This window comes from Kribbella catacumbae DSM 19601 (genome assembly GCF_000372465.1).
GTDB classification, from domain to species: domain Bacteria; phylum Actinomycetota; class Actinomycetes; order Propionibacteriales; family Kribbellaceae; genus Kribbella; species Kribbella catacumbae.
On the sequence record NZ_AQUZ01000007.1, the window covers coordinates 55,977 to 76,558 of the forward strand.

Annotated in this window: 23 protein-coding genes; 3 read left to right on the plus strand and 20 right to left on the minus strand. The window is 67.1% G+C overall.

Going from position 1 to position 20,582, the window contains the following annotated elements; all coding sequences use genetic code 11:
- Window position 1: 1 nt before the first annotated feature.
- From A3ES_RS0109730 to A3ES_RS0109750, 5 genes are all read right to left on the minus strand, one after another.
- Window positions 2-964: an ABC transporter substrate-binding protein gene (locus tag A3ES_RS0109730; RefSeq protein WP_157630422.1), complete on the minus strand. Its 963-nt coding sequence runs from the start codon at window positions 962-964 to the stop codon at window positions 2-4.
- A complete protein-coding gene (locus A3ES_RS0109735; RefSeq protein ID WP_020386612.1) occupies window positions 961-2,922 on the minus strand; it encodes an ABC transporter permease subunit in 1,962 nt (653 codons plus the stop codon). Before A3ES_RS0109735 ends, A3ES_RS0109730 begins: the two co-directional genes overlap by 4 nt.
- Window positions 2,922-4,010 carry a quaternary amine ABC transporter ATP-binding protein gene (locus A3ES_RS0109740; RefSeq protein ID WP_020386613.1) on the minus strand — a complete coding sequence of 363 codons (1,089 nt, stop codon included), beginning with the start codon at window positions 4,008-4,010 and terminating at the stop codon, window positions 2,922-2,924. Before A3ES_RS0109740 ends, A3ES_RS0109735 begins: the two co-directional genes overlap by 1 nt.
- Before the next feature lie 156 nt (window positions 4,011-4,166).
- Window positions 4,167-4,631 carry a group II truncated hemoglobin gene (locus A3ES_RS0109745; protein WP_020386614.1) on the minus strand — a complete coding sequence of 155 codons (465 nt, stop codon included), beginning with the start codon at window positions 4,629-4,631 and terminating at the stop codon, window positions 4,167-4,169.
- Between the two features lie 26 nt (window positions 4,632-4,657).
- Window positions 4,658-5,563, minus strand: coding sequence for an aminoglycoside phosphotransferase family protein (locus A3ES_RS0109750; protein ID WP_040454406.1), 906 nt, complete (start codon window positions 5,561-5,563; stop codon window positions 4,658-4,660).
- Window positions 5,564-5,611: 48 nt separating this feature from the next.
- On the opposite strand from A3ES_RS0109750, the gene A3ES_RS0109755 reads away from it, so the two are divergent.
- Window positions 5,612-6,364 (plus strand): hypothetical protein, encoded by a 753-nt coding sequence (locus tag A3ES_RS0109755; protein ID WP_020386616.1) that lies wholly within the window; start codon window positions 5,612-5,614, stop codon window positions 6,362-6,364.
- Here A3ES_RS0109755 and A3ES_RS0109760 read toward each other — a convergent pair whose 3' ends face one another.
- The 3 genes from A3ES_RS0109760 to A3ES_RS0109770 form a co-directional block, all read right to left on the minus strand.
- Window positions 6,365-7,042 (minus strand): class I SAM-dependent methyltransferase, encoded by a 678-nt coding sequence (locus tag A3ES_RS0109760; protein ID WP_020386617.1) that lies wholly within the window; start codon window positions 7,040-7,042, stop codon window positions 6,365-6,367.
- Window positions 7,043-7,080: 38 nt separating this feature from the next.
- A complete protein-coding gene (locus A3ES_RS0109765) occupies window positions 7,081-7,920 on the minus strand; it encodes a siderophore-interacting protein (RefSeq protein ID WP_020386618.1) in 840 nt (279 codons plus the stop codon).
- An 80-nt stretch (window positions 7,921-8,000) separates the two neighbouring features.
- Window positions 8,001-9,089: a hypothetical protein gene (locus A3ES_RS0109770; RefSeq protein WP_157630423.1), complete on the minus strand. Its 1,089-nt coding sequence runs from the start codon at window positions 9,087-9,089 to the stop codon at window positions 8,001-8,003.
- Window positions 9,090-9,332: 243 nt separating this feature from the next.
- Here A3ES_RS0109770 and A3ES_RS0109775 point away from each other — a divergent pair, with 243 nt between their 5' ends.
- Complete coding sequence (locus tag A3ES_RS0109775) at window positions 9,333-10,673, plus strand: AAA family ATPase (protein WP_020386620.1); 1,341 nt, start codon at window positions 9,333-9,335, stop codon at window positions 10,671-10,673.
- Here the strand turns inward: A3ES_RS0109775 and A3ES_RS0109780 are convergent.
- The 10 genes from A3ES_RS0109780 to A3ES_RS0109825 all read right to left on the minus strand — a co-directional run bounded on the left by A3ES_RS0109780 (window position 10,670) and on the right by A3ES_RS0109825 (window position 17,907).
- Entirely contained in the window at window positions 10,670-11,446 is a 777-nt protein-coding gene (locus A3ES_RS0109780; protein WP_020386621.1) for a cation diffusion facilitator family transporter, read from the minus strand. The genes A3ES_RS0109775 and A3ES_RS0109780 overlap by 4 nt on opposite strands.
- Window positions 11,443-11,772, minus strand: coding sequence for an ArsR/SmtB family transcription factor (locus A3ES_RS0109785; RefSeq protein WP_026162720.1), 330 nt, complete (start codon window positions 11,770-11,772; stop codon window positions 11,443-11,445). The genes A3ES_RS0109780 and A3ES_RS0109785 overlap by 4 nt, the downstream gene beginning before the upstream one ends.
- Before the next feature lie 42 nt (window positions 11,773-11,814).
- Entirely contained in the window at window positions 11,815-13,053 is a 1,239-nt protein-coding gene (locus A3ES_RS0109790; protein WP_026162721.1) for an MFS transporter, read from the minus strand.
- 108 nt (window positions 13,054-13,161) lie between these two features.
- On the minus strand, window positions 13,162-13,599 hold the full coding sequence (locus A3ES_RS0109795; RefSeq protein WP_020386624.1) for a type II toxin-antitoxin system VapC family toxin: 438 nt from the start codon (window positions 13,597-13,599) through the stop codon (window positions 13,162-13,164).
- Window positions 13,596-13,868, minus strand: a complete 273-nt coding sequence (locus tag A3ES_RS0109800; RefSeq protein ID WP_202806475.1) for a type II toxin-antitoxin system Phd/YefM family antitoxin — start codon at window positions 13,866-13,868, stop codon at window positions 13,596-13,598. The genes A3ES_RS0109795 and A3ES_RS0109800 overlap by 4 nt, the downstream gene beginning before the upstream one ends.
- A gap of 95 nt (window positions 13,869-13,963) precedes the next feature.
- Window positions 13,964-14,386, minus strand: a complete 423-nt coding sequence (locus tag A3ES_RS0109805; protein WP_026162722.1) for a VOC family protein — start codon at window positions 14,384-14,386, stop codon at window positions 13,964-13,966.
- 17 nt (window positions 14,387-14,403) lie between these two features.
- Complete coding sequence (locus A3ES_RS0109810) at window positions 14,404-15,531, minus strand: endonuclease (RefSeq protein WP_040454376.1); 1,128 nt, start codon at window positions 15,529-15,531, stop codon at window positions 14,404-14,406.
- 122 nt (window positions 15,532-15,653) lie between these two features.
- The gene (locus A3ES_RS0109815; protein WP_020386628.1) at window positions 15,654-16,361 is read right to left on the minus strand and encodes a hypothetical protein; all 708 of its coding nucleotides are present in this window, start codon (window positions 16,359-16,361) and stop codon (window positions 15,654-15,656) included.
- Window positions 16,358-16,639, minus strand: coding sequence for a sigma factor-like helix-turn-helix DNA-binding protein (locus A3ES_RS0109820; RefSeq protein WP_020386629.1), 282 nt, complete (start codon window positions 16,637-16,639; stop codon window positions 16,358-16,360). Before A3ES_RS0109820 ends, A3ES_RS0109815 begins: the two co-directional genes overlap by 4 nt.
- Before the next feature lie 323 nt (window positions 16,640-16,962).
- On the minus strand, window positions 16,963-17,907 hold the full coding sequence (locus A3ES_RS0109825) for a glycoside hydrolase family 16 protein (RefSeq protein WP_020386630.1): 945 nt from the start codon (window positions 17,905-17,907) through the stop codon (window positions 16,963-16,965).
- A 153-nt stretch (window positions 17,908-18,060) separates the two neighbouring features.
- Here A3ES_RS0109825 and A3ES_RS56700 point away from each other — a divergent pair, with 153 nt between their 5' ends.
- A complete protein-coding gene (locus A3ES_RS56700) occupies window positions 18,061-18,777 on the plus strand; it encodes a GntR family transcriptional regulator (protein ID WP_020386631.1) in 717 nt (238 codons plus the stop codon).
- Here A3ES_RS56700 and A3ES_RS0109835 read toward each other — a convergent pair whose 3' ends face one another.
- Both A3ES_RS0109835 and A3ES_RS0109840 read right to left on the minus strand, forming a co-directional pair.
- Window positions 18,778-19,611, minus strand: coding sequence for a carbohydrate ABC transporter permease (locus A3ES_RS0109835; RefSeq protein WP_020386632.1), 834 nt, complete (start codon window positions 19,609-19,611; stop codon window positions 18,778-18,780).
- Entirely contained in the window at window positions 19,608-20,579 is a 972-nt protein-coding gene (locus A3ES_RS0109840; RefSeq protein WP_083933318.1) for a carbohydrate ABC transporter permease, read from the minus strand. The genes A3ES_RS0109835 and A3ES_RS0109840 overlap by 4 nt, the downstream gene beginning before the upstream one ends.
- Window positions 20,580-20,582 lie beyond the last annotated feature (3 nt).

Below are 20,582 nucleotides of genomic sequence, written 5' to 3' on the forward strand. Positions count from 1 at the left end.
ACTACTTGCCGAGCCAGGCGTCGACCTTCGACTGGTTCTCCTTGACCCACTTCTCGGCGGCCGCGTCCGGGGTCAGCTTGTCCTCGGCGATGTACTTCGCGACCACGTTCTGGTCGTCGTTGGTCCAGTTGAACTTCTTCACCAGCTCGTACGCCGGGCTGCCCGAGTCGGCGAACTTCTTCGACACGATCTTGTCCAGCTCGTACGCCGGGTAGTCGCAGGCCACCTTCGCCGGTACTGCGTCGCAGCCGGTCGTGTACGCCGGCAGGTCGACCTTGACCAGTTTCAGCTCGTTGAAGAACCACTGCGGCTCGTAGAAGTACCCGATCACCGGCTTCTTGTTCTTCTCCGCGTCCCGGAACGCCTGGATCAGCGCCGTCTCGGAGCCCGCGTAGACAACCTTGTAGTCCAGCTTGAGGTTCTTCACCAGCGCCTCGTCGTTGGTGACGAACGACGGGTCGCCGTCCAGCAGCTGGCCCTTGCCACCCGACTCCGAGGTCTTGAACATCGCGGCGTTCTTGTTCAGGTTCTTCCAGTCCTTGAGCTCCGGGTGCTCGGCCGCGAGCCACGGCGGCAGGTACCAGCCGATCACGCCCTTGTTACCCGACAGCCCGGCCTCGACGGCGACCTTCTGCTCGGTGATGTACTTCTTCTTCAGGTCCTCGTGACCCCAGTTCTCCAGGTTCGCGTCGACCTCACCGGTGCTGAAGCCCTGCCAGGCGATCTCTTCCTTCAGGTTCTTCTTCACCACCTTGCAGCCGAGCTCCTTGGTCGCCACGTACGCGACCACGGCCGCGTTCGCCTCGTACCCGACCCACGGGCTGACGGCCAGGTTGAAGGTGCCGCACTCCTTGCCACCAGTGGTAGCCGGCTTGTCGGCCTCGCCGACCTTGGCGCCTCCACAGGCAGTCAAGGCCAGGGCAAACGCGGTCAGAACTCCAGCACTCCGGAGCTTCTTGGTCACCACAGGTTGTCTCCTCTAGCTGTTCCTTTGAACTTCCGGGTACGCCGGGCCGCGGCCTGCGTGATCCGGTCGAGCATCACGCCCAGCAGCACGATAGCCAGCCCGGCGGCGAGTCCCTTGCCGTACAGCTCGCTCTGCGCGAAGCCGGCGGCGACGTCGTACCCGAGGGCGCCGGCGCCGACGAGTCCGCCGACGACGACCATCGAGAGCACGTAGATCAGGCCCTGGTTGACCGCCAGCGCGATCGCCCGCCGGGCCACCGGGAGCTGCACCTTGCTGATCACCTGCCAGGTGCTGGAGCCGACCGAGTTCGCCGCCTCGACGGTCGCGACCGGCACAGCTCTGATGCCGTCGGCAACGATCTTGGTGGTCACCGGTACGGCGAACACGACCGCCGCCGCGATCGCGGTGAACCGGCTTGTCCCGAACAGGGCCAGGAACGGTACGAGGTACACGAACGGCGGCATCGTCTGACCGGCATCGAGAATCGGCCGCAACCAACTGTCCGCGCGGTGATTGCGGCCCGTCCACACGCCGAGCACGATCCCGACGGCGACGACCACGACCGTGGCGAGCAGGGTCGAGGCGAGCGTGACCATGCTGTCGTGCCACACGCCCGTCGCGACCAGGAGTCCGAGGCAAACAGCAGCCGGTACTGCGCCCCGCCAGCTGCCCAGCAAGGCGGCCAGCGCCACGATCACCACGGCGACGAGCCACCACGGCGACTCGGTGAGCAAAGCTTCGAGCGGGTTGAGTACGCCCTTGGTGACCGCGTCACGGACGCCGAACGTGAAGCCGCCGAAGACGTCCTGCACCCAGTTCGTCGCGTCGGTTGTGGCGACAGCGATCTTCGAGCCGATGTTGGCGCCAGTCGGGAAATCGGCCGCCCACACATAGGTCCGCGAGAACCAGACCGCCACTAGTGCCACGACCGCCCCAGCGCCGAGCAGCACCTTGCGCCGCAGGCTCGCAGTACGCCAGGGTCGGTCGCCGGCTGCAGTGGTCACCCGGTCGAGCACGATCGCCAGTACGACGATCGCGAGGCCGGCGTTGAACGCGACGCCGACGTCGAGCGTCTGCAGCGCCTTCAGCACGGTCTGCCCGAGCCCGGGCGCATCGATCAGCGCGGCGACGGTCACCATCGACAGCGCGGCCATGATCGTCTGGTTGATGCCGACGACGACCGTACTGCGCGACATCGGCAGCAGTACCTTCATCAGCGTCTGACCGCCCGACGAGCCGAGCGAGCGGGCCGCCTCGACGCTCTCGCGCGGCACCGAGCGGATCGCGTGCGCGGTGAGCCGGACGACCGGCGGGGCCGCGTAGATCAGCGTCGCGATGGTCGCCGCGGCCGGGCCGATCGCGAAGAACAACGTGAGCGGGGCGAGGTACACGAAAGTCGGCAGAGTCTGCATCAGGTCGAGGATCAGCGTCGCGACTTTGAAGGCGCGATTCGACAACCCCGCCCAGATGCCGAGCGGGATGCCCGCGAGCAGCGCCAGCAGAACGGCCGCGATGGTCAGCGAGAGCGTGTCCATGCTCTCCTGCCACAACCCCTGCAGCCCCAGGAACGTCAGCCCGGCGGCGGTCAGCACCGCGACCTTCCAGTTCCCGAAGGCCCAGGCCAGGTACGCCGAGACCGCGACCACGCCGAGCCAGCCGATCAGCGGCACCGGCCGCCCGTACGACGGTTGCGCGATCACCGCCTGGAGCAGGATGACGAACTGGTCGACGACGACCCGGATCGCGTCGAGGAAAGCGTTACCGCCACCCAGGAAGTCGCGCTGATCGGTCAGCCAGCGATGCAGGCCAGTGGTCTCCTGACCACCGAGCGCGAGCGTGTTGATGCCCTTCAGCACAAACCAGGCGGCAACCCAGGCGACCAGCAGGACGCCGACGATCACCCCGCGACGAGGCCGCCGTACCTCGATCTCGACCGAACCCGTGATGGAAGCCATCAGGAGAGGCGCCGCGCAGGGGCAGGAGCCGTTTCCCTGTCCGCGACGACGGCGAGGATCTCCTCGTCGCCGACCACGCCGAGCAGCTGCCCGTCGGCGACGACCTTCACCGCGCCGCCCGCCTCGAGCACCTGCCGGGTCGCCTCCCGGACCAGGACGTCGGGACCGAGCTCAAGGCCGGCCAGCTCCTCGCCGTCTCGCGGCTGACGGACGATCCAGCGCAGCGTGAGTACGTCGGCGCGCGGTACGTCGCGGACGAAGTCGCGCACATAGTCGTCCGCCGGAGCCCCGACGAGTTCGTCGCCGGTCCCGAGCTGGACCGCCTCGCCGTCGCGCATCAGCAGGATCCGGTCGCCCAGCTTGAGCGCTTCGGACAGGTCGTGGGTGATGAACACCATCGTCTTGCCGACCTCGCGGTGCAGCCGGACGACCTCGGTCTGCATCTCGCGGCGGATCAGCGGGTCGAGCGCGGAGAACGGCTCGTCGAAGAGCAGTACGTCGGGGTCGCAGGCGAGCGCGCGAGCCAGGCCGACGCGCTGCTGCATGCCGCCGGAGAGCTGTTCGGGGTACAGGTTCTCGTTGCCGCGGAGGCCGACCAGGTCGATGACCTCCTGGGCGCGGCGACGGCGATCGGGCTTGCTCTCACCGCGGACCTCGAGGCCGTACGAGACGTTGTCGATCACCTTGCGGTGCGGAAGCAGGCCGAAGTGCTGGAAGACCATCGAGAACTTGCTCCGGCGCAGCGTCCGCAGCCGCTTCTCGTCGGCGGCGCGCAGGTCCTCGCCCTCGAAGTAGATGCTGCCGGCGGTCGGCTCGATCAGCCGGGTCAGGCAGCGGACCAGGGTCGACTTGCCGGAACCCGACAGGCCCATCACGACGAAGACCTCGCCCGGGGCGACGTCGAAGCTCAGGTCGCGGACGGCCGCAGTACAGCCGGTCTGGTCGAGCAGCTGGGCCCGGCTCAACGCTGCCAGCTCAGGACGGCGCGGAACCCGGGCGGCCTTCGGACCGAACACCTTCCACAGACCCTGGATCGACAGCAGCGCCTCGCTGTCCTGCAAGTCGGGGTACTCGAGCTGAGCGGTCACAATGGTTCACCCTCGCATCCCGGCCACCGGGTTCGTCGTGAACCGCCGACAATATCGAAACGATAGGTCCCGAGTTCCCCCGCGGGTATCTGACACTTCAACCTTTACCTGGTCTTACCCCGGACCGCCCGCCCTGAAAGCCCATTGCCGCACCGGTTATGTCACAGGCTGGTACGGCGGCGCTTCGCCCCAGCCCCACTTCGGAACCGGAGCCATCGGTGGCGGCGTAGCGCCGGGCTGGGAGTTCGCGAGGGCGAGGCGAGTGCCCCACTCCACGTAGGCGACGAAGGCCGAGCGGAATTCGGGGTCGTCGGGGAGGCCGGCCGGGTCGGCGCTGGCGGCGATCAGGCCGGCCCAGCGGGAGCGCTGTTCTTCGGTGAGGCCGAGGTTCAGGTGATGGGAGAGCATCGCCGGATAGCCGCCGAGCTCGTCGGTGTAGCGGCTCGGGCCGCCGAAGACCTCGCCCAGCCAGAGGGCGACATGCTCGCGATGCTTGTCGCTCATCTGCGCGAAGACCGGCGCGAGGATCGGGTCGTCCAGCACCTTGTCGTAGAACACCTCGGTCAGCCGGAGGAATGCCTCCGCGCCGCCCGCCCACTCATATACCGTCGGTGTCGTCATGTAATCATGTAATCAGATCGAAGGGTTCATGTCAGGGCCCGCGCGATCTCCAGCTGGTTCGGGTCGATCTCGTCCTCTGCCTCGTCCTCGTCGCCCTCGAGATCCCAGAGCACGTTCTGCAGGATCCGCACCATCGTCCAGCCGATCGCACGCTCGCGCTCCAGCCCGGTCACCTCGAGCATGAGGTCGAACCGGCGGCGAATCGCCCGTGGCAGATCACCCGTCGCCACCAGGTCGTCCCACCGGTTGCCGAGCGCCGGGAGCAGCTCGAAGCACGGGTCACCCGCGAGCGGCTTCGGGTCGATCACCAGCCAGGGTTTGCGCTGCGACGCGAGCACGTTGTCGTAGTGGAGATCCCAGTGCAGCAGGCGATCGCCGGGCTCCTGCACCAACTCGGCCGCCTGCGCCGCGTACCGGCGTACGAGGGACTGCTGGTCTGGGTCGGCCAGCCGTGGAATCAGCCCGGGAGCGTCGTCCAGCATCTCGGCGACGATGTCCGCCAGCCGTCGCAGACCGGCCGGAGCCGGTACTACGCAGAGCCGGGTGAGCAGCTCGGCCAGGATCTGAGTGGCCTCGGTGTCGTCGGGGTGGTCACTGAGCGAGCGGGGCTTGAGCCGTTCCAGCAGGATCGTGGCGGTCTCCGGATCGTCGTCGAGCACCTCGACCACATCCTCGGTACTCCAGGTCTTCAGCCCGAGAGCCTCGCCCATGTTCTCGTCGGTGAACGGCTGCAGCTTCAGCATCGCCTGGGTCCCATCGGCGCTGACAACCGGCAGAACCACCGAGGCCATCCCATGCAGCGGCTTGCCATCGAGGCGCAACTTCCAGCGATCGAGGTACTCCGCCGCCAGCGCGGGCGAGGCCTCGAGCCACGGCAGCTGGTCCGACAGAGTCTCGAAGAGCGGGGCCGGTACCTCGAACAGCGCAGTCATCGTCGGCAACATTACGAGGTCGACCGGTACATGTGCTTGGGTTTTCCGGTGAGCTCACTGGACGCAAGGGACCGGCAGGCGCAGTTCGTCGTGTCGTTCATCTATCTCGGGATCCCGCTGATCTTCCTCGGCCTGACGCTGTGGATCTCCGCGGCCGCGGACAGCGAGGTCTACAACTGGCAGGCGGGGCTGATACCGCTCGCGCTGCTGGCCGCGGGATGGTGGCGCCGCGGGAAGAGCCGCTACAAGCCCATTCGCTGGGCCTGGGCCGGGATCACGATGGGCGGCGTGACGGCGCTGTTCACCTCGTTCTACACGATCGTGCTGGACTCGGGCTCGATCGCGATGTGGTTCCTGCCGGCCGCGGTCGTCGGCGCGATCATCGGTGCCGCCTTCGCGCGCTACGGCTTCCGCGCGTTGATGTACCCGGCGATCCCGGAGCTGGCCGAATCGCAGTACGAGCTGACCTTCCGGATGCGCGGGCTGACCCGGCTGCGGTTGTCGATCACCGCCGACCAGGTCGCCTTGCACGAGCAGATGGTGCTCCACACGGCCGAGGGCCGGCAGACGACAGAGCGCGACAAGCCTTACCCGCTCACGGCCGTGACCGGCGTCCACGACGTGACGCTGTCGGGCGCCGAGCGGCTCAAGTACCCGGTGACCATGAAGCTGGCTCCTCGGAGCAGCCCTGGTCCCGCGCTCATCTTGCAGGTTCAGGGCGACGACTGGGTCCTGCCGCACGACGAGGCACCGGTGATCGCCCAGATCATCAACCGCCGGATCGCCGCGGTCCGGACCTGATCAGCCGCCCCGCTCGTCCGTCCAGCGCATCGCCAGCGCAAACCCGAGATCGTCGTACTGCGCCCCCGGGAAGACGCTGTCGTAGACCAGCCGGAACTGCGCGCGGGACAGATACCGATCGCTGAGCAGGTGCTCGAGCCACGGCTTGCTGAACCAGAACCGCAACTCGAACCAAGCCTCACGCCACCCGATCCGCCGGACCTCCCGAGGAAACCCGAGTACTGCGCCCACTGTGTACGCCCGTCGCGGCGGAGTCGGATACAGATCGCAGACGTTGTCGACCACCGCCACCGTCCCACCCGGCCGGACCAGCGACTTCAACTGCTCCAGCCCGGCCCGGTAGTCGGGCAGGTGATGCATCATCGTGTGGCTGTAGACGAGGTCGAACCCGTCGTCCTCCAGCGCGAATGCGTCCGCCACCCGGTACTCCACGTTCGGCCGCGCCCGGCTCGCCCGGGCGATCTCGATCATCGGCTCGCTCAGATCGACCCCGAGCACGTAGCCGAAATCGTCCGCGAGCCGCTCCGCCGCGTGGCCGGAGCCGCACCCGACGTCGATCGCGCGCTCCCCGGTCACCCCCAGCCCGCGCACCCACGCCGAGTTCTGCCCGGGTTGCAGGCTGACGAAGTGGTCGTAGTCGATGGCGAACCGGTCGAAGAGCGCAGGATCAACAGTCATCGACCGGTACGACGTCCGCCGCGGCCGGATGGTTGGCGTCAGTCGCCGGCGGCTGCGCGTTCCTTGCGGGCGGTCTCGGCCTTTTCGGCCTGCCAGCCGTCCTCGTTCTTGCCGAGGCGCCAGTAGCCGGACAGCGAGACCTGGTCGCGGGTGAGACCGCGCTCGGTGAAGAGGTGGCGGCGCAGGCGCAGTACGAAGCCGGCTTCGCCGTGGACGAAGGCCTGGACGTCGCCGGCCGGGAACTCCAGCCCCTCGACCGCCTTGACCAGTCCCTCGCCACGCTCACCGGTGCCACCGGTCCGGTGCAGCCAGGTCAGCTCGACGTCGCCGGAGCCGCTGAACTTCTGCTCCTCGGTCTCGTCCTCGACCTCGATGAACACCTTCGCGTGCGCGCCCGGCGGCAACTCCTCGATCGCGGCGCCGATCGCCGGCAGCGCGCTCTCGTCGCCGACCAGCAGGTGCCAGCCGGCCGTCTCCTGCGGCGCGTAGCCACCGCCCGGACCGTTGAACCAGAGCTTGTCGCCAGGCTGAGCGGCCGCGGCCCACGGACCGGCGATGCCCTCGTCACCGTGGTGAACGAAGTCGATCGTCAGCTCCCGGGCGGCCTCGTCCCACGAACGGACGGTGTAGGTCCGCATCGTCGGCCACTGCTCGGACGGCATCTGCTCGCGGACGGCGCCCATGTCGAGCGGGTCCGGATACTCCACTCCCGGCTGGAGGAAGAGCAGCTTCACGTAGTGGTCGGTGCTGCCGTTGTCGACGAACTCGTCGCAGCTCAGCACCACTCTGATCATGTGCGGGGTGACGCGCTCGGTCCGGCGGACGATCGCCAGCTTCGCACGGCGGCTACGGGGTGCGGGGGTGGCGGGGGTGCTCACGCGACCACGGTCCTCTCGACCTTCGGGTGGAATGGGTTAGGCATACCTAACTCAGGCTAACCCACCCCACCCAACCGGCCTCACGTGCCGCGGATCACGAAGCTCTTGCTGATGCCGGCCTGGTACCGCCCGCAGGTCGGGAAGTAGGCCCGGTAGATGTTGTTCCCGCGGTACGACGGCTGCGCGAGGACGGTGAAGCGACCGCTCTGCCGGACGAGGTCCTGGCTCGCGTTGCGCCACTGCGACGCGCCGTACAGGCGTTGCAGGATCACCGGGCAGCGGAAGGGCGCACCGGCGACCGAGCCGTTGACGGGGACGATCGTGTTGACCGGCACGACGGTCTTCGACGGTACGGCGCCGATGATGCCCGGCCGGAGCGGGGCGAACCCGAGGCCGATGGTGTCGAAGAACTTGCCGCGCACCCGGACGCAGTTGAGCGAGTCGGCCGCGGACGCCGGGAACGACGTCACGAGGATGCCCGCCGTGTCGGTGAGCTTCGAGCCGGCGTCGTACTCGACGCACAGGTTGTCGTTGACGACCTGGAGCGGGAGCCTGCTGCCATAGGGCTTACCGGTCGCTGAGTCCCAGATCGCCGCCCTGAGCTGGTACGCCGAACCGAACGGAACCACCTTGGGAATCACCGAGACGCCGAGCCTCGGCAGGTGCACGCCGGTGACGGCGATACTCGGCCCGTCGAAGGGCGTCTCGGTCGTCATGCTGCCGTCCGAGCCATCCAGGGTGAAGCCGGGCATGACGCCGTACACCTTGAAGGTCCCGTTCGCCGTCGAGGGGACGTCGACCGTGCCGGTCCAGGTGCCGTTCTTCAGCGTTCCGGCCGTGCGCTTCAAATGCCCGGCGATCATCAGCCTGACCGGACCGATGCCGCCGGTGCGCTTCAGGAACACGTTGAGCAGCGTGTCGTTGTCGACCGGATCGTCCGAGTTGTAACCCGCCTTGACCGTGACCCCCACGGCGACCCGGTTCAGGCCCGACACGGCGACCGTCGGACGGCCCAGGTCCACGTCCGTGACGCTCAGCTTGGGATCCGGTGACTCCGCTGCCCTCGGTACCGCGGTGGCCATCGGAGCCGCCACCAGCATCGCCGCCATCGACACCATTCCCGCCAGTGCCGCTATCCCCACCCGCACCCGCCTCGCCCATGTGTTCATTTTTGCAGGATGACACGCGGGCGAGGCAATTGCCTAGAGCTTCCCGGGCATAATTCACAATGCCCGTCGGGCGAATTCAGAAAAGCAGCTCGGCAAATCCTCGCTTGAAAAGAATTACCCATTCATTTCCCGCAACTTTTCTGCCGGTTCCTGCATCAGGTCTTCTGAGGGGTTCAGCGCCAGTTCATCTGCTGGCCGCCTCGAACCCGCGTTCCGGCCCGCCGGAGCACCAACGCTGGCCGGATGAGTCAGGTCTTCGGCACGCCCCGGCGTCCGGCGTACACGGTCACCCGGACGGATCAGCTGGGTCGTCCGATCTCCCTCGACCGGCGCGGGCCCGAGAGCAACTCGGTGCTGTTCACCGGCGGCCCGGGGATGGGCAAGAGTCTCGAGCTGGACCGGGCCCAGGAGGTCGCCCGGCAGAACGGCTGGACCGCGGTACGGGTCGACGCGTCGCCTCGCGAGCCGCTGGAGAACCGGTTTGTCCGCGCGGTCAGCGAAGACCTCGGCGGCCTGCGCAAGCGGCACGGGTACTTCGCACTTCGCAAGCTGAAGAAGACGCTGCGGGATTTGACCCAGCGCAGTCGCAACCAGCAGAACGGCGCCGAGCTCCGGTTCGGGATGATGCCGGTTCAGGCGGTGGTCAAGAAGCAGTGGGATGCACCGGGCAAGGACGGTATCGGCAGCACGCTCAACCAGCTCGCCGACAATCTCGCCGAGTTGGCCGCGAAGAAGAAGCAGCCGGTGATGCTGATGGTCGACAACCTTGACGTCGCCTCCGAGCGGGACCTCGCCGCGCTGACCGAGCTCTCCGCTCATCTGGAGCGCAAGGGGCAGCCGGTGTACCTCGTCGGCGCGGGTGGCGAGATGGCGACGACCCGGTTGATGGCGGCGTCGGGCGGGATGTCTGGGATCGCGACTGGGGTCACTGGGCGGTTCGACGTACGGGAGTGTGGGCCGCTCGCTGACAACGAGTTGCGGCCGGCTGTGACCGAACCGCTGCGGCGGGCCGGGATTCCGTACCAGCAGGAGGCGGTGGAGAAGCTACTCAAGTCGGCCAACGGCAATCCGAGCCGGCTGCGGGATCTGTCCGAGACGGCGCTGCAGTTCGCGCGGCCGCCGTACGGGATCACGACTGATGTGGCGAAGCAGGCGACGGCTCACGTGAACGCGCAGGCTCGGGTGTTCTACCAGGCGGCGTGGAACACGTGCTCGCCTGCGGAGAAGGATCTGCTGGCCAAGGCCGCAGTACGGGGACCGCGGGGGATGGCGATGCCGGGCGAGACGCAGGCAGCCGGGCCGGGCAGGTGGCAGGAGATCGACGCGGCTCGCCAGGGTCTGGTTGCCCGCGGGATGCTGCGGGAGACTGGCGCGCGGGTGACCGTCGCTGATCCGGGTCTGCAGGATTGGGTGCAGACGCGCGTCGGGCAATCAGCTGCTCATGCAGGTGTGGCTCTGCCTGGTACGCCGGCGCCGGCGATTACGCAGCCTGGCGTTGCGGCGGTGAGTGGTGGGCGGCATCGCGAGGGTCAGGTCACCGCCACTCGTCAGGAAGGCAATACGACCTTCAGAATCAACCGCTAGCAGCAGCCGTCTTCGCAGGTGTCAGCTTTGGAGGGGGCGCAGCAGCCCTTGCCTTGCCAGGCCTGGATGCCTTCGCGGAGGGCGACGGCGGCGATGATGAGGCCGGCGATCGGGTCTGCCCAGGACCAGCCGAGGGTCGCGTTGAGGACCAGGCCGACCAGTAGCACCGCCGAGAGGTAGGTGCAGAGCAGCGTTTGGGTGCCGTCGGCAACTACCGCGTTGGAGCCGAGCGCCTTGCCGGTACGCCGTTGCGCAGCCGACAGCAGCGGCATGACGAGCAGAGACGCGATCGCCAGGCCGATGCCGACCGTGGATGCGTCCGGGCTGGAGCCGGTGGCCAGCGAGCGGACGGACTCCACTGTCACGTAGAGGGCGAGGCCGAAGAAGGACAGGGCGATCAGGCGGAGAGCGCGGCGCTCGCGGGTCTGGGGGAGTGGGTGCCGGAACTGCCAGAGGATGATCAGGCCGCTCGCCACCTCGACGATCGAGTCGAGCCCGAAGCCGACCAGCGCCACCGAACCGGCCACAGTCCCGGCGGTGATCGCGATGACGGCCTCGATCGCGTTGTAGCTGACGCTAGCCCCCGCAAGCAGCTGTGCACGCCGCCCAAGCCGCTTGCGCTCTCCTACCTCCGCGCCCGACGGCTGCGCCGTCGGGCGCGGAGGTGTGGTGAGGGGAAGCAGGCGTTGCTCGCTGGAGGCGACGGGGATCGGCTCGTGGGCCTCGGGAGCAGGCGCCAGGGGGCCGCGGGCACCGGGGGCGGGGTTCGTCATAGGCACTCCCCGGTGGTGTCTGGGCGGCAGCAGGCTGGGTCGACGGCTAGGACGACGGAGAGCAGCTGCGTGAGCGCAGTACCGAGGCTTGGGTCGGCTAGTTCGTAGCGGGTGCGGCGTCCTTCTGGCTCGGCGACCACAAGGCCACAGCCGCGGAGGCAGGCGAGGTGGTTCGACAGTGACTGCCGGCTGACGCCGATCCGCTCGGCCAGGTCGGCCGGATAGCTCGCACCCTCGCTCAGGACGAGCATCACCTGCGTCCTGGTCGGATCCGACAACGCGTGCCCGAAGCGGGCCAGCACTTCACTCCGGCTGATCGTGTCCACAGCCAGACAGTACAGCAAGGGATGTATTCAGCAGAAGCTGTATCAATCGGTGACCGGCGCCGGCACCGCCCGGATCGAGCGCTGCCAGAGCACGGCGAGCGGGATGGCCGCGATCACGCCCGCCACCCCGAACCAGCCGACCGCCTGAGCCGCATCGGTCTTATCTGCCAGGATTCCGGCGAAAAGCGGGCTGACGCCGGTGGCTGTGGTCAGGCCCGAGTTGGACATCCCGATCGCCTGGCCTCGCCGCGCGTCCGGCAGCATGAACGTCATCGACGTCGTCGTCTGCATCACCACGATCGTGCCGAACCCACCGGCCAGCACGAACAGCACGATCGAGACCCACAGCCCGGGCTGAAGCAGACAGACCGCCACCGGCGCCGCGGCCAGGATCGCGAACGGCCCGAGCAGCTTCGGCCGCCGCGCCTCGGGCACGAACTTGCTGAACAGGAACGCACCGATCACGCTGCCCAGCGGATCGGCCGCCAGGATCAACCCAACCGTCACCGAGCTGCCGCCGAACAGGGCGGCGTACGGCGCTGCCATCCCCTCGTAGACCGCGACGAGCGCCATCAGCCAGAGCATCAGGACGAGCGCCCGCATCCCACGGTCCGCGAACAGCAGCCCCCACGACTCCCCGGCTGACGCCCGCCAGGACCGCCGTACGCCGGTGTCGTCGGCCCCGGACCGGTCAGCCGCCGGTCGTGGCTTCAACCGGGAGCGGATCAGCAGGGCCGATCCGAAGAACGTGATCGCGTCGAGCACCAGGACGACGTACGGGTTGAAGACTGCGATCAGCAGACCGCCACCGGCGAATCCGGCCATCTGCGCGGACTGGATGGTGATGCTGCGAATCGCCATCCCGGTCGCGAAGCGTTCCTCGCCGAGCACGTCCGGCAGCAGAGCGAGCTGAGCCGACTTGAAGACCGGTTGCAGCAGCGACACGATCCCGACCAGGACACACAACGACCAGAACGGCATCCCCGGGATCGCCACCAGCAGGATCAGGCACCCACGCAGCCCGTCGATCCACATGATCAGCTCGCGACGCGGAAATCGATCCGCGAGCCCGGTCAGAAAAATGCCACCGAGCAACGACGGAACAAAGGTCAACGCATAGGTCAGCCCGGTCAGCGCAGCCGATCCCGTCTCGGTAAAGACCAGCACCGACAAAGCCACCCGAGCCAACTGATCCCCGGCCACCGACTGAAGCTCAGCCAGCCACATCGCCCGAAACTCCGGAACCCGAAACACTTCCTTGTAGCTCGTGCCACTCGCCATGGCCCGGAGCGTAGGCCGCCCCCAGTCCCCCACGGAAAGCATTCGACCCTAACGAAAACACTTGCCCACAGGCCTCGTAGACCAACCCGGGGCGGCGGGGAGCAGCATCTACAGGAAGTCGACCTCATTGACGTCGGCAACACAGAACCCGAGCGCCTCGCCCGCCTTCAACTGCTGGCGATCTCCAGAAGCGAAGATCAGGTCGCTGTCATTTACTTGTTCGGCGGTCGCGCAGTGGACCGCGTCATAGGCCCGCAATGCCTGCTGGGATGTCAACATCGCGGCGCGGCTGACCAGCCGATCGTCAGGCTCCACAACATAGAAGTCGGACCAGAACCGGTCCAGCACCTGCAAGGCTTCCGCCTCCCGCTCCCGGGTCAAGCGCTTGGTCCTGACCCCGAGCGCAAGCGCAGCGGCCGTTTCTACGTACAGCAATTGACTGGTGATCACATCATCGGCGTCATCCCAGAGCCTTCGACAAGCGGCCGACGACGGTTCTGGAACTAGCAGCGGGACGAACGCCGAGGTGTCGAAGTAGCAGATCATCGCCGCTGCTCTGCCACCAGATCACTCACCGTGCCGTCGGTCGGTGTGGGAATCGGCGCTGGGCGCTTGCGTCGCTTGGGGCGACGTACGCGCCCTTCAGCCACCAAGCGCTCCAGTGCAGTCAGCCGCTCCACAGGCACGATGCGCGCGATCGGCTTGCCGTGGTCGGTGACGGTGATCGTTCTTCCGTCGCGCACTTCGGCGAGGTGACGGCTGAGACCGTCGCGGAGTTCTCGGATGCCGACGTCCACCAGTCCTCCTGTGGTCACTTTCCCTCTTTCCATTGTAGCCATAACAATCATCCTTCGAGTGTTGTCGGCTGCAGCACTGAGGGGGAGGGCAGATCGCGGGCAGGCTGGGGCAGTTAGGTGGCGAAGACGTCCTTGTCGTTGGCGAAGGCTTTGAATTCGAGGGCGTTGCCGGCTGGGTCGTGCAGGAACATGGTCCATTGCTCACCGGGCTGGCCTTCGAAGCGGAGGTAGGGCTCGATGACGAAGGGGGTGTTGGCGGCGCGGAAGCGGTCAGCCAGGGTGTGGAAGTCGGGGATCTCGAGGATCAGGCCGAAGTGGGGGACGGGGACGTCGTGGCCGTCGACCGGGTTGTGGATCGCCTGTTGACGCGCGGGGGCCAGGTGGGTCACGAACTGGTGGCCGCGCAGGTTCCAGTCGATCCAGGTGTCGGAGCTGCGGCCACGTTCGCAGCCGACCACGGAACCGTAGAACTCCGCGGCGGCGGCGAGATCGTCGACCGGCATGGCGAGGTGGAAGCGTGGAATGGAAGGGCTCATGCCATCCAACCTAGACGCTACGGCCAGATCGAGGTGACCCATTCCGGGTGGTCGATGAACGGATTGCGGTTGTGCTGCCAGGTGTCGAAGATGACCTGGTTGCGGCGCTTCTCGAACGCGTCCGGCGGGTCGGCCGCGCTCCACGCCTTCAGCACCGACAGCTTGCCGATGTACGGCGCGCTGCCGTTGTTCACCGAGTTGTTCGGCTCCAGGTTCGGCCAGCCGTCGCCACCCTCGTAGCGCACCGCCATGTAGAGGATCATCCGCGCGACATCACCCCGTACCGCGGCCCGCGGCGAGAACGAGTCGCCGTCCGCCGCACACCCCGGGCACTCCGACACCGCACTGCCGCCGTTGTCGAAGTCGAGGTTGCCGCGGGCACCATTCACCGAGACGTCCTCGGGCCGCAGGTGATGGACGTCGGTACCGGGGCCGGTCGCAGTACCGAAGTCGCCGTGTGACTTGGCCCAGACGTGTTCGCGGTTCCAGTCGTTGACGCCGCCGCCGTTGGTGCTCTTGCTCTGCGAGCGACCGGAGTACAGCAGGATCACGTTGCTGGAGTTGGCCGGATCCTGGTCGGTGTCCTTGAGCGCGTTCCAGACCTGGTCGTAGCTCAGCTTGGTCTGGCTCGAGATGATCGTGTGCAGCGCGGACTTCAGCGCCGGCCCGGTCTTCCCGATCGCGTTCGCGTAGTAGTCACTCGGGTCGGGTGGGGTCGTCCCGCCGCCACCGAACGCGGTCGGATCCTTCAGCCCGGCATGCGGCGTGAAGTACGGCGTCAGCGTCCCGGTCACGCTGATCTTGGTCCCGATCAGCCCCGGATTCGACTGCAGCCCGTACTGCGAACGGAAGGCGGTCGTGATCTGGACGTAGAGCATGCTCGACGTACTGGTCTGCGAAGCCGAGTCGGCCAACGCGAGCGCGGTGTCGCCGGTGAAGTTGCTCCGGATCACCGTGTTGGCAGCGGTCGGCTGACCGACCACATAGCCCTCGACGGTGCCGGTCGAACCGTTTTGTTGCTGGATCGCCGCGCTGACCGACAGATTCGCCGTCGTCGCGGCTGTCGATGGACTGACGCCGAAGGCAAGTAACGCCAGCAGTACGCCGATGATCACGGCGGGACGCAAAGCACGGTGAGAAGGCACGGCATCTCCCAGGGGCGGTTGGGAACCACTGCAACGTTGATCAGTCTGCCCGCACCGCACCCTGGTTGAACGTCAAACTCCAGCAAAGGTTGTCCGACGATCCGGCAAACCCCCGATGACCGCTACTTCAGCTGGATGGTCCAGGGTCCGCCGGCGACGACGACGTCGGTGCGACTGGAACCGTCGCCGCTGTGGCTGAAGGTCTTCGTCGCGTAGATCTGGTAGTTGCCCGGTTCGAGCTGGGTTGAGCCCGGCACGGCAGTGCGCTCGCATCGGCGGATCGCCATGGCCACCTGCAGGGTGACGGTCTGGCCCGGACCGAACTTCCAGTGATGACCGGGCAAGGTCTCGCCGAGAGGCTCGGCCACGACGACCCCGTCTTTGACCACGACCACCCTCGGTGCGTTCGGCGTGCCGAACAGCTCCAGCGGCTTGCCGGTCGTATTGGTCATCTGGAGGGCGAACATCGCTGCAATCCCCTGTGCATCCCGGGTCGCCTCCTGCGGCTTCACGTCGAAGCGCAGCGACGGGTCGCCGGTCAGAGGCGCACTGAAGGTGCCCCCACAGGAGAAGGCGTTAATCCAACCCGCAGTGGCAGTCACCGTCGGCGTGGCCACAGGCGGCTGCTCCCGCTCACCACCCGGCAGTACTACGAACGCTCCCGCCGCGAGCATCACCGCCGTCGAGGCGCTGACGGCAGCCACCAACCCCGCGCGACGACGCCGGCGAGTTCGGATGCGCGGTACCAGTTGCTGCTCGTCCAGCTCCACTCCCGTAGAGCCCTCGGTGGCTAGGTCCTGCAAGAGGTTCTTCAGGTCTCCGGAACTCATCGCATGCTCTCCTCGGTCGTGCCGAGCTGAGCGGCCAACTTCGCCCTCGCGTCGGCCAGATGGCGTTTCACCGTGCCCTCGGCGCAGCCGAGCTGGTCCGCGATCTCGAGCTGTACTACGTCAGTGCCGACCCGCAGGCGGCTGAAGACTCGTAGCAGTGCGTCCTGGACCAAGTCGCTCGCCGCTGCGGGGTCGCCGGTCAGCAGATAGGCGTAGGACCGCAGCGCACTGCCGCGAGCCACTAGTAGCTCGCCGAACGCGGATTCCCAGTCAGCCATTCGCACCACCTTCCCTGTCATCTACCAAGACGAACAGGGGCAGTGCGGCGTTGGGGGGAGATTGAGTCGGTGGGGCGGGAGCGCGTGCGCTCGGCCGCCCCACCTAGGTGTACGGGCCCCCATCAGCTCGCAGCGGCTGCCACGAGCTGCTAGCCCATCCACCAGTGAGGCACCACTGGCGGGCGGCACCTCACCGTCTGGCAGGAGAGATCTCCCTCTCCGACGGGTGACGTGGTGCGGACGCCGTTACGGACCGTACTCAGTCCAGAACCGAATGTCCATGGGTTGCTGGGGGTGTCTCACGCTACTGACGGGTCACTGTTTCAGCAGCTGATCGTGTCCGCGTGACTGGCGCCTGCCGACCGGTACGAGTCGACTCGCGCGGTCGCCGCGGCGGGCGTCAGAACCTCGTTCTTGGCGTAGTAGACCCAGTCGGCCGCCTGGGCGTAGGTACTGGTGCCGCCGGAGTGGCCGGTCAGGTCGATGAACCACTGGTTGTAGTTGAGCGTCATCGGCCGCCGCGGGTAGACCGGGCGACCCGCGCTGTCGGTCGTGTGGTCCGCTGCCAGCGCTCCGTCGATGTAGTACTTCACGTGCCCGTCAGCGACAGTGGCGACCAGCGTGTGCCAGCCGGCGTGACTCCAGCGGCGCGCCTCACTGATCCGCCAACCGTCGAACGGATCCGCCTGGTAGGTGTTCCAGCTGGTGATGAAGTTCGTCGGGCCGGTCTCACCCCAGCCGCCGTTCGGCAGGTACTCCGAGATGTCGAGCTCGCTGTACGTCGGCTCCCAGTCGTAGTCGAGCGGCGAGATCGTGTAGAAGGTCTGGTTGACCGTGTCGCCGTCGGCACCACTGATCGGGGCATCGCTGAACTTGAACCTGGTCGCGTAGGTCCCTTCGAAGAAGCGCAGCCGGTTCTGCTGGACCTGGGCATGAGTGGTGCCGCCTGCCGTGCCGTTGGTGGAGGCGCGCAGCTCCAGGGACTTCTGGCCGTCCACCACCGGGAAGCTGACGTTGCTCGCGGCCCAGGTGGCGCCGCCGACGCCGGGACCACCTGCATTGGTCCGGACGCTCCAGTCGTGCCCGGTGAAGTTCGGGTCGGTCCGGGAGCTGTAGTTGAAGTCGTCGAAGAACGCACCACACGCGGCGGGCTTGCGCGGCTTCTCGGGTCCGGGGCGGGCGCTGGCCGTAGTACTGGCGCCGGCGGCGGCCAGAGCAGCCAGTACTACGGTTGCCGCGGTGATGCGGAGTTTGCGTGATCGAGCCATGGGTTTCACACACCTTCGTCTCGGGGCGGAGATCTCTTCGTACAGAACCCTTCGTAAAACGTGGTCTATCCAAGTGGTCAAGTCAACCCCTTGGTACGGAGTGAATGCGCTCTCATAGGTCCGACCTCTGGTAAAGATTGCTAGAGTTGCCTGATGAGGAGGACTGAAGCGCGGGATCGCCTGCTGCGGCTGATCGAGGTCCGCAACCCCGGTGAGGCCCTCCCCTCCGAGCGCAGCCTGAGTGAATCCCTCGGGGTCTCCCGCCCGACCCTTCGCGCCGCGCTCGACGATCTGGCCCGCGACGGACTGGTGGTCCGCGAGCATGGCCGCGGCACCTTCACGAGCTCCCGGAAGATCCACCAGGAGCTCGAACCCACCGTGGAAGGCGACTACCAGGTGCCGCCGGCCGAGGGCACGCCCTGGCAGAGCAAGCTGATCAGCTTCGAGCTCGTGCCCGCCGGCGCCAGACTCGGTCAGCGGCTGGAGATGTCACCGGGCGATCAGCTCGTCTCGGTGGTCCGGCTGCGGCTGGTCGACGGCGCCCCGATGTGCATCGAACGGATCAGGATCCCGTCCGCCTTCGTTCCCGGCATCACCGGCCGCGACTTCGAGGTCGGCTCGCTCTACGGGTTGCTGCGGTCGAGGTACCAGGTGGCGGCGAAGGACGCAGTACAGACGACTGAGCCGACCGTGACCGATGCGCAAGAGGCGGCGCTGCTCGGCGTACCGCTGCATTCGCCGGCGTTGCTGTTCGAGCGGACCACGCGCAACGCGGACCGCGCCGTGATCGAGTACACCCGCTCCATCTACAGGGGCGATCGGTACCGGATCACGACGCGGTTGACCTTTCCTGAAACTGATACAGCCTGACTAGCCTTTGACGGCTCCCGCTGCTACGCCTGTCGTCACTCGTCCCTGCAGGACAAGGAAGATCAGCAGCACGGGCAGCATGAACAAGGTCGCGGCGGCCATCGTCGCGCCCCAGTCCGTACCGAAGGTGTTGCTGAACGACGAGAGCCAGACCGGCAGCGTGCGCTGGTCCTGGTTCTTGATGATCAGCAGGTTCGCGAAGGCGAACTCGTTCCACGCGGTGATGAAGCCGAACAGCGAGGTGGACAGCAGGCCGGGCGCGAGCAGCGGGAAGACGATCCGCCGGAACGCCTGGAACTGGTTGCAGCCGTCGACCTGGGCGGCCTCCTCGAGCTCGACCGGGATGCCGTTCAGGAAGCCGCGCAACGTCACGATCGTGAACGGCAGCGTCATCATGAAGTAGATCAGCGTCAGCATCGGCAGCTTGTCCAGCATGTCCGTGTCGCGCGCGATCACGTACATCGGGATCAGCAGCGCCTCCCACGGCGTCATCTGCGCGATGAACACCATCAGGATGAACGCCTGCCGGCCCTTCCACTTCATCCGGCCGACCGCGTACGCGGCCAGGCAGGCGACCACCAGCGACATCAGCACGGCGCTGATCGCGACCATCCCGCTGTTGCGCCAGAAGATCCAGAAGCCGTCGGCGTGCACCGCCGTACTGAAATGAGAGAACGTGACGTGCGTCGGGAAGAACGACGGCGTCTCGGCCTGGATCTCCTTGGTCGGTTTGAACGCGGTCAGCACCATCCAGTAGACGGGGAAGACCGAGAAGGCGAAGACGCCGAGAGCCAGGACGTTCAGCGTGATCTTGCGGCTGAGGCGGGTCCTCACAGTTCACCCTCCTCCTTGAACATCTGCCGGAAGTAGGCCAGCAGCACCACGGCCAGGATCAGCACCGTGACCATCGAGATCGCCGCGCCCAGGTCGTACCGGTTCAGCGACTGGGCGATCTGGTACGCGTAGACGGGCAGCGTCAGCGTCGCGTCGCCCGGACCGCCCTGGCTGATCGCCCAGATCTGGACGAAGCACTTGAATACCCAGATCACCTCCAGGCACAGGATCAGCCCGAACATCGGCCGCAGGATCGGGAAGGTGATCAGCGCGAACGTCTTCACCGAGCCGGCGCCGTCGATCTGGGCCGACTCGCTCAGCTCCTTGGGCACCGTCGTCATCGCGGCGTACAGGGTCAACGCCGCGAACGGGACGGACTGCCAGACGATCAGCAACACGATGATCGCGAACGTCGAGTTGCCATCCGCGAACCAGGCTTTGCCGTCGTACTGCTCGAAGCCGAGCGCGACCAGGACCCAGTTGACGACCCCGAGCTGAGACTGGAAGAGCCATTGGAAAACGGTCGTCGCGGCGATCACCGGGATCGCCCAGGCGACCACCAGGCCACCCATCACGGCGAACCGCATCCACTTGCCCAGGGCACCGATCAGCAGCGCGACCAGGATGGCGAGCACCATGATCAGGCCGACGTTGATCGCGGTGAAGGCGAAGGTCCGCCCGACCACGCTCCAGAACTTGTCGTCGGACAGGATCGCCCGGTAGTTGTCGATCCCGACGAACTCGGCGCCACCGCGGATCAGCTGGGCGATGCCGAACTTCTGCACCGAGATCAGCAGGTTGCGGACCAGCGGATAGACCAGCAGGTACGCCGTACCGATGACTGTCGGCGCCACCAGCAGGTATGGGAGAACACGCGCCCACAGGGGTCGCCCCCGCCGGGCCGGGACCGGCGTACCGGTTCCGGGGGCGGGGGCTGCTGTGGTGGTCTCTGCTTCAGCCAGAGCCATGGC